This window comes from Mucilaginibacter sp. (assembly GCF_028288225.1).
Classification (GTDB): domain Bacteria; phylum Bacteroidota; class Bacteroidia; order Sphingobacteriales; family Sphingobacteriaceae; genus Mucilaginibacter.
On sequence record NZ_JAQBOC010000038.1, the window covers coordinates 50,290 to 62,852 of the forward strand.

General features: G+C 38.1%; 10 protein-coding genes. 7 read left to right on the top strand and 3 right to left on the bottom strand.

Going from position 1 to position 12,563, the window contains the following annotated elements:
* Positions 1 to 2: 2 nt before the first annotated feature.
* From JWQ54_RS11765 to JWQ54_RS11780, 4 genes are all read left to right on the top strand, one after another.
* Positions 3 to 974 carry a cation diffusion facilitator family transporter gene (locus JWQ54_RS11765; RefSeq protein ID WP_299584831.1) on the top strand — a complete coding sequence of 324 codons (972 nt, stop codon included), beginning with the start codon at positions 3 to 5 and terminating at the stop codon, positions 972 to 974.
* A complete protein-coding gene (locus JWQ54_RS11770) occupies positions 974 to 1,414 on the top strand; it encodes an NUDIX domain-containing protein (RefSeq protein ID WP_299584833.1) in 441 nt (146 codons plus the stop codon). Before JWQ54_RS11765 ends, JWQ54_RS11770 begins: the two co-directional genes overlap by 1 nt.
* Positions 1,411 to 2,676, top strand: a complete 1,266-nt coding sequence (gene bioA / locus JWQ54_RS11775; RefSeq protein ID WP_299584835.1) for an adenosylmethionine--8-amino-7-oxononanoate transaminase — start codon at positions 1,411 to 1,413, stop codon at positions 2,674 to 2,676. Before JWQ54_RS11770 ends, bioA begins: the two co-directional genes overlap by 4 nt.
* A gap of 165 nt (positions 2,677 to 2,841) precedes the next feature.
* Positions 2,842 to 3,459: a hypothetical protein gene (locus JWQ54_RS11780; RefSeq protein ID WP_299584837.1), complete on the top strand. Its 618-nt coding sequence runs from the start codon at positions 2,842 to 2,844 to the stop codon at positions 3,457 to 3,459.
* Between the two features lie 74 nt (positions 3,460 to 3,533).
* Here JWQ54_RS11780 and JWQ54_RS11785 read toward each other — a convergent pair whose 3' ends face one another.
* From JWQ54_RS11785 to JWQ54_RS11795, 3 genes are all read right to left on the bottom strand, one after another.
* Positions 3,534 to 4,166 carry a hypothetical protein gene (locus tag JWQ54_RS11785; RefSeq protein WP_299584839.1) on the bottom strand — a complete coding sequence of 211 codons (633 nt, stop codon included), beginning with the start codon at positions 4,164 to 4,166 and terminating at the stop codon, positions 3,534 to 3,536.
* Between the two features lie 74 nt (positions 4,167 to 4,240).
* Entirely contained in the window at positions 4,241 to 6,340 is a 2,100-nt protein-coding gene (locus JWQ54_RS11790; RefSeq protein WP_299584841.1) for a ComEC/Rec2 family competence protein, read from the bottom strand.
* A gap of 176 nt (positions 6,341 to 6,516) precedes the next feature.
* Positions 6,517 to 6,852: a MerR family transcriptional regulator gene (locus tag JWQ54_RS11795; protein ID WP_299584843.1), complete on the bottom strand. Its 336-nt coding sequence runs from the start codon at positions 6,850 to 6,852 to the stop codon at positions 6,517 to 6,519.
* A gap of 153 nt (positions 6,853 to 7,005) precedes the next feature.
* Here JWQ54_RS11795 and JWQ54_RS11800 point away from each other — a divergent pair, with 153 nt between their 5' ends.
* The 3 genes from JWQ54_RS11800 to alaS form a co-directional block, all read left to right on the top strand.
* Positions 7,006 to 8,883: a transglutaminase family protein gene (locus JWQ54_RS11800; RefSeq protein WP_299584845.1), complete on the top strand. Its 1,878-nt coding sequence runs from the start codon at positions 7,006 to 7,008 to the stop codon at positions 8,881 to 8,883.
* Entirely contained in the window at positions 8,880 to 11,117 is a 2,238-nt protein-coding gene (locus tag JWQ54_RS11805; RefSeq protein WP_299584847.1) for a hypothetical protein, read from the top strand. Before JWQ54_RS11800 ends, JWQ54_RS11805 begins: the two co-directional genes overlap by 4 nt.
* Before the next feature lie 122 nt (positions 11,118 to 11,239).
* The coding region (gene alaS, locus JWQ54_RS11810) for an alanine--tRNA ligase (RefSeq protein WP_299584849.1) at positions 11,240 to 12,563 on the top strand (1,324 nt) is incomplete at its 3' end.

Here is a 12,563-nt window from a genome sequence, read left to right on the forward strand (position 1 = left end):
TTTTGAGAGAGCAGAAAAGAATAATACTAATAGCATTGATAGTCGGTATAGTTCTGATGCTTGCAAAATTCGGGGCTTATTTTGTAACCGCGTCAAACTTTGTACTCACAGATGCAGCCGAAAGCATAGTTAACGTTCTGGCAAGTTCCTTTGCATTTTTTAGTATTTACCTGGCAGCACAGCCACGTGATGAAAATCACCCTTACGGGCATGGTAAAGTTGAATATTTCTCAGTTTTTATCGAAGGCGCGTTAATCGGCATCGCTGCCATTATCATAATTGTAAAATCCGTTTACGGAATATTTTATCCCCATGCTATACATGATCTTTTAACCGGGGCCATAATAATTGGAGCCACGGGAGTAATCAATGGCGCTTTAGGCTATTATATGCTAGGCAGGGGGAAGGCATTGCGATCAATTACTATTGAAGCTGATGGAAGACACCTGCTGGCTGATATGGTTACCAGCATAGGCCTTGTGGTTGGCTTGCTGCTTATTCATTTCACAAAAATATTGTGGCTGGACAGCGCCTTGTCCATATTAGTTGCTTTATATATTTTATATAGCGGTTACAGGCTTGTCCGCAGATCTGTATCAGGATTGATGGATGAGGCCGACTTTGGCGTTGTTACTGAAATAGTAGCTATTTTGAATGAAAAGCGAAGGGAGGAGTGGATTGATATTCATAATTTCAGGGCTCAAAAATATGGTAACGAATTGCATATTGATTGCCATTTAACTTTACCCAATTATTTTGACCTGAATAGGGTGCACGAAGAGGTAAAACTAGTTGATAAGCTGATCAATAACGAGGTTACAAAAACTGAATTGTTTATTCATGCTGATCCTTGTGTGCCCGAATGCTGTCACTATTGCAGCATGCCTAACTGCCCTATAAGGAGTGAGGCTAAAACAGAGGATATAACCTGGACACTGGACAAAATCATCCGCAATAAAAAACACTTTGAATAATGTATCCATTTAACGTTAGGGTTTATGGCATTTTAATTAATGATGCTAATGAAGTACTGATTAGCGATGAGCAGGAATATGGCATGCGTTTTACAAAGTTCCCTGGTGGTGGTTTGGAGCCTGGAGAAGGTTTAACAGACGGATTAAAACGCGAATTTGTTGAGGAGTGCAATATTAACATTGAGATTATAAGCCATTTTTATACTACAGATTTTTACGTAAAATCGGCTTTTAACGATTCACAGGTAATAAGTGTTTATTATATTGTGAAAAACATTGATCCGATTAATTTTACCATAAAAACCGTTGTATTTGATTTTGACGGAGAAGGAGATGTGTTGCAAGCCTTTAGATGGGTAAGAGTGACGGAATTAAACCCCGAAGATTTTATTTTTCCAACTGATAAACGTGTGGTTGAGCTTTTAATAAATAATATATGAGCCTGGTTGATAGAGATTTAAAAGTAATATGGCACCCTTATACACAAATGCAGACGGCTTTGCCTCCTATGCCGATAGTAAGGGGCGAAGGTGTCTGCCTTTTTGATGAAAATGGCAAAAAATATATTGATGCTGTTTCATCATGGTGGGTTAATATCCACGGGCATGCACATCCTTACATCGCTCAAAAGGTTTCTGAACAATTAAATAAGCTTGAGCATGTGATATTTGCAGGCTTTACACATGAGGGTGCAGTTGAATTAGCTGAGCGGTTGCTTAAGCTATTGCCAATTAACCAGAAAAAGGTTTTTTATTCAGATAATGGTTCAACTGCTGTTGAGGTAGCTATTAAGATGTGCCTGCAATACTGGCATAACAAGGGTGAGGGTCGTACTAAAATCCTGGCCTTTAAAAATGCTTATCATGGAGATACTTTTGGCGCCATGGCTGTAAGCGGCCGAAGCGCTTTTACTGCAGCATTTGATTCTTTATTATTTGAGGTTGAGTTTATTGATCTTCCAACTGAAGAAAATATTGAAAGTCTCAAATCTCAAATCTCAAATCTCAAATCTAACTTAGCGTGTTTCATATTCGAACCTTTGGTACAAGGCGCCGGGGGGATGTTGATGTATGAAGCTGTGTACTTAAACGAGTTGATGGCGCATTGCCGCAAGGAAGCTGTTTTGATGATTGATGATGAGGTGTTTACCGGCTTTGGACGCACAGGTAAATCTTTTGCCTGTGATTATGTGGCTGAGCAGCCTGATATTATGTGCTTTTCAAAGGGATTGACAGGTGGCACAATGGCTTTGGGTATTACCACCTGCAGCCAGCAGATCTACAATGCTTTTTTATCTGATGACAGGTTAAAGACTTTGTTTCACGGGCATTCATTCACTGCTAACCCAATTGCCTGTGCCGCTGCCCTGGCAAGTATGGATCTTTTTACGGAGCCCTCAACGCGGGAAAATATACAGCGGATTGAGGGGTTACACAGCCAATTTTTAGAAAAGATCAGGCATCACCCTAAAGTTAAAACAGTAAGACAAACCGGGACCATTTTGGCTATGGAATGGGAAACCGGGAATGATACCTCGTATTTTAATTCATTGCGGGATATTTTATACCGGTATTTTCTGGATGCCGGTATTATACTGCGCCCGCTTGGAAACGTTATATATATTTTACCTCCATATTGCATAACAGATGTTGAGCTGAATTACATTTACAACAAAATAGAGCAAGCATTGGAGGAAATTTAATTGATGGCACCGATTTGAAGAAGATTACACCGATTATAAAAGGATTACACCGATCAGAAAAGATTTTACTAAATATTTCTTTGTAATCAATAGATCAATCAGTGAAATCAATTAAAATAATCAGTGTAATCATTTTCAAAAATCGGTGTAATCAAAATTTATAATATGGAATTAAACAAAATATTACCTTTAATAATAGCGGATAAAGTGTTGCATGCCAAATGGTTAAATACGTTATCATTAATGGAAAATACCGGCGCACGCAAAATATCAGCCAGTGAAGATCCGCTAACGGTTACTTATATCATCCTAAAGCACGCCGCCGAAGAACACCGCCATGCCTTCTACCTAAAAAAACAAATAGAAAAAATAGGCGGAGAGATCTGCCCAACCTACGCTCCTGAATTTTTATTAGCCCCGGCTTATAGCAAATTTTACCTCAATCAACTGGACATACAGGTAAGCAGGTACCTGAAGCATACATTAGGTCTGGTTGGGAAAGAATTGCGCTTTGCAGCCTACCTGCTGGTTACCTATGCAATTGAAGTACGTGCCGATGAGCTTTACCCGGTTTACCAGGAAGCATTGGAAAACGCCGCAAGTAAGGTTAACGTAAGGTCAATAATATTAGAGGAAGAGGGACATTTGGAAGAAATGATTAGCCAGCTGAAAAAATTTTCGCCGCACTGGGAAGAGCACGCCAAAATAGCAGCCGATTATGAGAGCCATTTATTTACCGATTGGGTAAATGCTTTATCAGGTGACCTGCTACTGCTAAATTGAGCATGACCTGCTGGACACAAAAAAACCATTTACTGCGATGAGCAAATGGTTTTTCTATTGAATTTTTTCTATAATTATTGGGCACTCAAATCGGCCATTGAACCCTTGATATAATCTTTACCTATGCTAAATGTTCCGGCAGGTGCTATTGTATCGGCTATGCTTGTAATAGTGATGCTGGTTTCCTGACCCTGCTGAAAAGCAGTATACTGCACAGGGAAACCACCTATTTTAGCATAATATACTGGTAACGCAGTTTCTGGTACTGTAAAATCATTGGTGATCCAGATGTCATACGTTTTGCCGCTTTTCGCGTCCTTGGCTACTACTTTTTTACAGTTAAATCCTGAAATTTGTTTGGTTTCAGTACCTGGAGTAAAAGTAAAATTTGGTAATTGGCTCATAGCTTCTTCAACCTCAGCAGGTGTGGCTATGCCTGCCTTTTTGATGCTTGCAACAGGTACATCAAGTACAACAGCAAAAAAATCATGCTTGGCATTGCTTAATATTTTTACATTGGCAGGGCCCATTGTTATTAAAGCAGCTGTTGAATCGGCTGTAAAATATTCTTTAACCTCCGCAGGTTGTCCGCGCATTTCGGTAGTGAATGACACAACACCTTGCGTGTAATTTTTTTGTGCGCTTGCACTTAAGGTAGTTGCTGTAAGCGCCATGCCCAGGGCAACGTTAAAAAGTTTAATATTCATATCGTAGGGTTTATTTTAATACAATTTAGATTTTTAATGACTCAGATGCAAATTTTGTTGATCTTTTATTGTTTTCAATTAGATACAGCAATTAGCGAAATGTTACGCTTTAATATTTTGTATTTTACTTTTTTATTTTCAGTCTCTTCCTTTAACTTTCCTATATAATTATCGCTATTACTGCCATCCACTATAAGTAATTTATAATCAAAGTTGTTGTTTATTGCTGTTAAACTGGTATGCGGGTTGCCTGTTAGATAAATATAATCGATTTTTAGTTTTGGGGTGAGACTTTCATCCGCCGGTTGCCCGTTTAAAAGAAACATTTTAGTATTTAAAAACTGAACCAGTCCATCCTTTTTTGCCATCCAGGGGATTTTAATATTTTGGTTGAGCCGCAGCAACCGGGTATTACTTACCTGGCAACTATCAAGATAAGGTTGTATGGAGTAACGATACGTTTTATCGGTGTCTTGCAGGTCAGTAAGCACAATAGCTGCATTGCCTTTTTTAAAGATCACTGCCTTGTGCTTGTTAAGGGTTAGCCATGCAATATTATTGCTTGCAGATGCGTTCATTCGCTTTAAACTGATGCTAATACCAAACAGCAATGTACATACAAGGCTTACTTTAAGCAACCAGGATTTTTTATCATAAAAAAAATAAAATAAGCTGATGATGATGGCATAAAGCAACAGATATTCGGCTGTGGTTAGCCAGATTTTTGAAATAGAAGCGAAAGGTAAATGTTCTATCCAGGTTAAAAACTTATTCATAAGCAGGATTGAATTTTCGAGCACAAAGGCAATGGCTTTGGATACAAACGTTATTTGCGGCAACAGCAAGTAGCAGATCCCCGAATACATGATAATTATAGTTGGAATTATTATAAACAGGTTGCTCGCCAAAAAATAAACCGGGAACTGGTGAAAATAAAACGCGCTTAAAGGAAAGGTGATAACCTGCGCAGCTATCGATACTGAACAGGCCATCCATAATTTATCAATCCATTTGTTTTTAAACTTTAACCAGTTATACACAACAGGCTGAAAAACAATTAATCCAAATACAGCAAGATAGGAGAGTTGAAAGCCAACATCAACAATATAAAGCGGATTATAAAGTAACAACCCGAAAGCAGAAATAGCCAAAATGTTTAAGGTATTGATATACCGGCTATAAGTTTTGCCAATAACAACCATGCTGATCATTACGGCTGCCCTGCAAACAGCCGGTGAAAATCCGCTAAGCAATGAATAATACCAGATTATACTTATTATGATAATGGCCTTAAGTAATCTGCCATATTTAAACCTGTTTAAAAAGCTAAGTGTAAATGCCAGTAATATATAAATGACCGCCACATGGGCACCTGATACCGAAAGCACGTGTACAGTTCCGGTTTTTGAATAGGCCTGTAAAACATCATTGCTTAAATCGGCTTTGTAGCCTAATATAAGGGTTGATGCTACTGCAATGGCGTTAGTATCGCGCATGTTTAGCTTTAGCTTTTCAACCAGGTTATGTCTTAGCTGTAACGAATAGCTGATTATGGCATTGCCCTTACCTGTGGCTAATAACTCATATTGTTTAGGGAATAAAAAGCCCTGGTAATAGATATTCTGATTGGCAAGGTATTTTTTATAGTTGAATTCTGCTGGGTTAAATGGTTGGTTTACAGTATTGTATTTAGCCGGGATAAGCAGCTCATCCCCATAGGTTAGATCGCTTGTATTATCTTTTAAAGATAAAAGTAAAGTCCCCGCAGATGGAGACTTTTTGCCATTATTTACGGTTTCTTCAACATCTGCGGTAAACCTGAGCCAGCCATTTTTAAGGACGGGTTCATTATTGATCTTTACTACAAGGTACTGTGCCTGCGCTTTTGAAAAATGGCGTTTATTGTTAAGCTCGTTGTTTTTGATTACGCTGATATAGCCGGATAAAAATAAAATGAAAGTGATAAGTATGCCGCCAATCCATCTGAATTTATAAAGTTTGAGTTTTGCATAAGTTAAATTGAGTGTGATAAATATAAGGCTGATGAAAAAGAAGGAGATTACAAGCCCGTTAATATTTGTTGTCTGCGATAAATTAATAGCTAAACTGATCCCCAATATAAATGGAAACAACAGGACAAGGAAAGGTATTTCGCCTTTGTGGTTGGCTATCATATAGACACGAATTTGCACGAATTTATTCGAATTTCACGAATTGAGTTGAACACAAATTGCACGAATTTATTCGAATTACACGAATTAAATAAAGATGAATGTTGAATAAGGCCACATTATTATATCCGCTATGATTGGTGAAATTCGGATAAATTAGTGAAATTCGTGTCTCTTCTTTATAACTGATCCCTAACTTCAATAAGAAATTTTTTGAGGCTTTCAAGTGAGCTGATCACCCTATGGCTGTCTTTACTGTCGGCCATGTTATTTTTTAAATATTCCTTTGCGCCATTAAGAGTATAACCCTTATCGCGGATGAGGTGGAAAATAATTTTCAGGTTCTCAATATCCTCGGGGGTAAAGTAACGATTGCCTTTTTTGTTCTTTTTAGGCTGTAGAACATCAAACTCCTTTTCGTAAAATCTTATAAGCGATTGATTTACATCAAATAGGATGGCAACCTCACCCATGGTGTAGTACATCTTGTTGATTTCCCGTTCTTTATAAGGCATATGCAAATGTAATTGTTTAATTGGAAGTGAAAAAATCCGATAGCTAAATTTAAAAGTTTTCGGATGTGAAAATTAAAATGGTTGCCACCTTAACTTATTTCGCTTTTTCACGTAAAAAAATGTTTTATATTAGAGAGCCTTCACTAATTAAATATGATTAAACCTTTACTACTATGTTGTGCGTTGTTGTTTGCTGATTTACAAGTATTTGCCACTCTGCCCGACTCCTCTGTTATAATTGCATCTGCAAAAAATACTTATCAGTTTGTTTATAATTCAAAAGCCGCAAGGGTTGAGATCAAGCATATTTTAAATACAGTTTATGCCAGTAATAATTATACGGTAACACTGCCTGTTGCTGAAACCTATAATGACCAGGTAACAATTGACAAAGTTGAATGCAGGGTTGACAACCATACACCCAGCAATTTTCAGCCAAAATATTCCTATTACTCGGTTAATGATGTTTTTTATTCTGACGAAAAGATCTGCTATTTCCAGCTGTTTCTTCAAAAAAAAGGCAGCATTGCAAATGTGACTTTTACCGAAACAATTGCTGATCCGCGGTATTTAACCTCAGCCTATTTTTCTGACAACTATGCTGTTAAAAAAAGAGATATGGTTTTCAAAATTCCACGATGGATGAATGTTGAGCTAAAGGAAATGAATTTTGGCAGTTACAATATTACCAAAACAACAACTTATGATAAAGGAGATGACACCGATATTATAACCTACACTGCTGTAAATTTACCGGCCTCTCAAACCGAAGAGAACAGTCCCGGGCCAACATACATTTATCCGCATATATTGATCTTATCAAAATCTGCGAAAGCAGGAGGTCGTGATTTTAGATATTTGGGTACTGTTGAAGATCTGTACTCCTGGTGCCATGGCCTAACTAAGGCGGTTGTTAATGATAGGGCTCTATTAAGTGCTAAGGCCAAAGAGCTTACAGCAGGATTAACTAACGACATGGATAAAATTAAAGCTTTATTTTATTATGTGCAGGACAATGTAAGATATATAGCCTTTGAAGATGGCATGGCCGGTTTTAAGCCCGAAAAGGCTGATGAAGTGCTGCGTAAAAAATATGGCGACTGTAAAGGAATGGCCAACTTAACTAAGGAACTGCTTACAGCAGCAGGTTATGATGCAAGATTATGCTGGCTGGGGACGGATCATATTGCCTATGATTATCAAACCCCGTCACTGGCTGTTGATAATCACATGATCTGCGCTTTAAATTATAAAGGAAAGATCATATACCTGGACGCTACCGAAACCTACCTCGGGCTTAATGAATATGCCGAAAGGATCCAGGGCAGGCAGGTAATGATGGAAGACGGCGATCATTTTGTTTTAAACAAGGTCCCTTATGCAGTGCCATCTCAAAATTATGATTTTGAAAGCAGCAAGCTGGTAATAGATGGGACAAGCCTGAGCGGAAGTGTAAAACATTTGTGGAAAGGGGAAGATAAAGAGTCGGTTTTAAGCGGGTTAAACAGTGTAAAAAAAGAAAAGGCTGATGAAGCAATGAATCATTATTTATCAAATAATAATAATGATTACGGTATAAAAGAACTGAACCTTTCAAGTACTGATAATATAGATAAGGATCTTACCGCCGCTTACAAGTTTGATTATAAAAACGCAGTATCGTCATTCAGTAAGGCTTATTATGTTGACCTGGATTTTAAAAAGGAATTTTTAAATTCAGCCATAAAAACAGATGAAAGAAAACATGATTACTGGTTTGATTATAAAACCAACCTCTATAAAGAAGCTGAATTAACAATCCCTGCGAAATATAAAGTAACCAATGTGCCTGCGCCCCTGAATATTGTTAACCCGGACTATGAATTTCACATTGCGTATGACAGCCAGCCCGGTAAATTGATCTATAAGAAGAACATCATTATAAAAAACACCCATTTGTCCGTTTCAAAGTTTGCACAATGGAACAAGGATGTTGAACAGCTTGCCAAAACCTATAACGAGAATATAACACTTAAACCTTTATCTGAATGAAAAGATCATTACTATTATTAATTTGCTTAATATCAGCTGTTACCACATTTGCCCAAAGCGATAAAGAAAAAGCGGCTTATATTGAAAAAGCAGCACAGTTAAAAACTGAAGTTTGGGGCAGCCCGGTTGCTGAATTTAAAGCAACCGCTGTTCCGGCCAATTTTAGTAAAGAGAGCGCGGTGATCCTTGCCCGGTCATTCAGCTTATCAAGGGCTTCAAGTGGCAAGCTCAAATTTGGCAGGGCAATTGGAATAACTACCCGGACTACAAAATTCAGCATATTTCATGAAAGGGTAAAGATCAATGACAAAACAGCGCTTGAAAGTTTCTCTACGCTCTCATATCAGAAAAGGCTTGACAAAACCACATCCCAGCTGTTTGCAAAATTTGCGAATGTGAACAATACTTTTATAGGTGCAAAGGTTATAAAACCGGCAGGCAAAGAAATAATTGTTAATACCAGTGAAGAGGTTTTAACAAAAAATGAGTCAAAAGATCAGAAAGGTAAACTTGCCATTCCTGATTTACAGGTTGGTGATATACTGGACTATTATATCTGTAAGCAGGATATAGCTGACAAAGAAGAAGGCAACTTCTATAAAGATAATGATAACTTGTTTTTTTTGGTGGATGAATATCCGGTTTTGTACTACAGCATAGATTACCAGTTCAATAAAAAAATTAAAGTTAAAACCGTATACGCAAACGGTGCTCCGCACTTTGAAGAAAGCCATAATAACGAAGGTGACCAAATGCTAAGCCTTAAGCTTAGCAATATCCCTAAATACCAGAGCCAGTTGTGGATTTCGGGTTTTCGCCAATATCCGTACATTGAAATAGGAAGCGCTTATGACGACCCGATTGATAAAATAATTGAGAAGAATAAGTTTGAAGGTAAAACAGCAATGCTCCAGGCTCAAAAATATAATTTTGAAAAAACCTTTAGTGAAAGGGAGTATTCCTATTTTGACCTCACTGATAAAGTTAAAGCCGCTTTTAAAGATAAGAAATCGCTACGGGCTGCACCCGCTGACAGTGTTGCAAAAGTGCTTTATAACCAATGGAAGTTCGAGACTTTTTGTCGTTTTTACCAGCCAAATGAATTGCAGAACTTGCCTGCAATGAAATATCGCGCGGCTGCAAGTAAGGTAAACATATTAACGCTTTGCTTTATTTTAACTGAGTTAAAAATTGATCATGATGTTTTGCTTGTAGCATCGCGCAACGGCAATAGCTTGGATAATGTGTTTAACTATGAAGATTTTGACGCCCTTATCCGCATAAACGGGAGTAAGCCAACTTACATTTGCTTTGATGACGTAGTTACGCATTATAACGAAATCCCAGCCCATTTCCAGGGCGAGAAGGTAATTGTATTACACCCCAAAAGGCACAACGACCATGAATATGATTTTACCGAAGGGGAAGATGTTTTACCGGTAACAGCCGCCAGTCAGAATTATATCAATGAACAATTGAACGTTAACCTTATCGGGGCGGACCTTAAAAAAATAAAAATTGAGAGAACGGTAAAAGAAGCGGGTTCGTTGCAACATGATGACCAAAAGGACCTGATGCTTGCCGATGAAATTGATGCAGGTGTGAGGGAAATAGCCAATGGAGATTTGATTGTGAAACGCTATAAAAATGGTACCTCCGTAAAAAATCTCCCGAAAAATATAACCGATGCTTTTGCAAAGGAACATATTGATAAAGAAAAGTACTATACCGACGAGATTAAAGCAAAGTTTGGCCAGGAGCCCCAAAAAGTAACTAACTGCAAAATAATAAACAATGGGCTTAATAATCCCTACCCGGTATTTGAATACAGTGAATCTTTTGAAATGGATAATATGGTGAAAAGAGCGGGCAATAACTATATTGTTGAGGTTGGTAAGCTAACAGGCGGATTTTTAAAGATTGAGGAAAAGGATAAAACGCGCGACAAGGATGTTTATATGCCTTCGGCGCGCAGCTTTAGTTATACCATTACAATGGCTATTCCGATGGGATACAGCGTTAAGGGAATTGAAGAGCTTTCAAAGAAAAAAACTAATAAAACGGGTTTTTTTTCGGCAGAAGCCTCTGTAAAAGGTAATGCACTTATTATTAAGGTAACACGCGTTTACAATAAAAATTTTGAGAAAACGGCAGAATGGCCCTTATTAAAGGATATGATAGATACTGCTTCAGACTTTGATTCAGCCAAAATTTTACTGGAAAAACAAGGGTAATTATTAAAATCAAATTTAAGTCCGGCAAATCTTTTTATCAAAGATCTGCCGGGCTTTTTCTTTAAGAAACTTTCGGACTTTCAGACTTCCCGACTTTCGGACTAATAATTACCTTTGCAATTATGACAGCTACTCAAATTCGTCAGGCTTTTCTTGATTTTTTTGCTTCAAAGGGACATACTGTTGTGCCCTCTGCGCCTATTGTAATAAAAAACGATCCTACGCTGATGTTCACCAACGCGGGAATGAACCAGTTTAAAGCGATTTTTTTAGGCGAGGAAACCCCCAAGTTTAACCGTGCGGTTGATACGCAGCGTTGTTTGCGGGTATCAGGCAAACATAACGACCTGGAGGAGGTTGGTATTGATACCTATCACCATACCATGTTCGAGATGCTGGGCAACTGGAGCTTTGGCGATTACTTTAAAAAAGAAGCCATTGCCTGGAGCTGGGAGCTGCTTACCGATGTTTATAAAATAGATAAGAGCCGCTTATACGTTACCTATTTTGAAGGTGATGAAAAAGAAGGCTTAGAAAAAGATACCGAAACCTATAATTTTTGGAAGGCGTTTGTTGATGAAGCAAACATCCTCCCCGGAAATAAAAAAGATAACTTTTGGGAAATGGGCGAGACCGGCCCATGCGGACCAAGCTCAGAGATCCATTACGATAATCGCCCGGATAGTGAGCGGGCAGTTGTTAATGGTGCAACCCTTGTAAATGCGGATCATGACCAGGTGATTGAGATTTGGAATAACGTATTTATGCAGTTTAACAGGTTGAAAGATAGCTCATTGCAACCCTTACCTGCGAAACATGTGGATACAGGGATGGGATTTGAACGTTTGGTAAGGGTGTTACAGAATAAAACTTCAAATTACGATACTGATGTTTTTCAGCCAATGATCAACTTTATTGCTGAAAAGAGCGGAAAGAAATATAACAGCGCAGCCAAACCCGGTGAAGATGGATGGAATGAAGCTGTGGCTATGCGTGTATTGGCAGATCATATCCGTGCTATCAGCTTTGCTATAGCTGACGGGCAGTTGCCATCAAATAATAAGGCAGGTTATGTGATTCGCCGTATTTTGCGCAGGGCTGTTAGATATTCTTATCAATATTTAGAACGTAAAAATCCGTTTATTAATCAATTGGTGCCTCTACTGGCCGACCAATTTAAAGGTGTGTTTGATAATTTATACGATCAAAAAGACTTCGTTCAGAAAGTAATATTGGAAGAAGAAATATCCTTTTTGAGAACATTAGGCACAGGTATCGAAATGTTCAACTCACTAATTAAAACTGGTGAGAAGGGGATAATGGAAGGTCATATTCCGTATTTAATAGATAATGAAATTACATATACATCTGGTAAACAAGGAAGAATATTTCCCGGCGACTTTGCTTTTGAATTATCAGACACCTATGGCTTTCCAATAGACCTTA

Bases quoted from the DNA above. Each gene is read 5' to 3' on its own strand.
- JWQ54_RS11770 (WP_299584833.1), top strand. From the start codon at position 974: ATGTATCCATTTAACGTTAGGGTTTATGGCATTTTAATTAATGATGCT.
- bioA (WP_299584835.1), top strand. From the start codon at position 1,411: ATGAGCCTGGTTGATAGAGATTTAAAAGTAATATGGCACCCTTATACA.
- JWQ54_RS11780 (WP_299584837.1), top strand. From the start codon at position 2,842: ATGGAATTAAACAAAATATTACCTTTAATAATAGCGGATAAAGTGTTG.
- JWQ54_RS11785 (WP_299584839.1), bottom strand. From the start codon at position 4,166: ATGAATATTAAACTTTTTAACGTTGCCCTGGGCATGGCGCTTACAGCA.
- JWQ54_RS11790 (WP_299584841.1), bottom strand. From the start codon at position 6,340: ATGATAGCCAACCACAAAGGCGAAATACCTTTCCTTGTCCTGTTGTTT.
- JWQ54_RS11795 (WP_299584843.1), bottom strand. From the start codon at position 6,852: ATGCCTTATAAAGAACGGGAAATCAACAAGATGTACTACACCATGGGT.
- JWQ54_RS11800 (WP_299584845.1), top strand. From the start codon at position 7,006: ATGATTAAACCTTTACTACTATGTTGTGCGTTGTTGTTTGCTGATTTA.
- JWQ54_RS11805 (WP_299584847.1), top strand. From the start codon at position 8,880: ATGAAAAGATCATTACTATTATTAATTTGCTTAATATCAGCTGTTACC.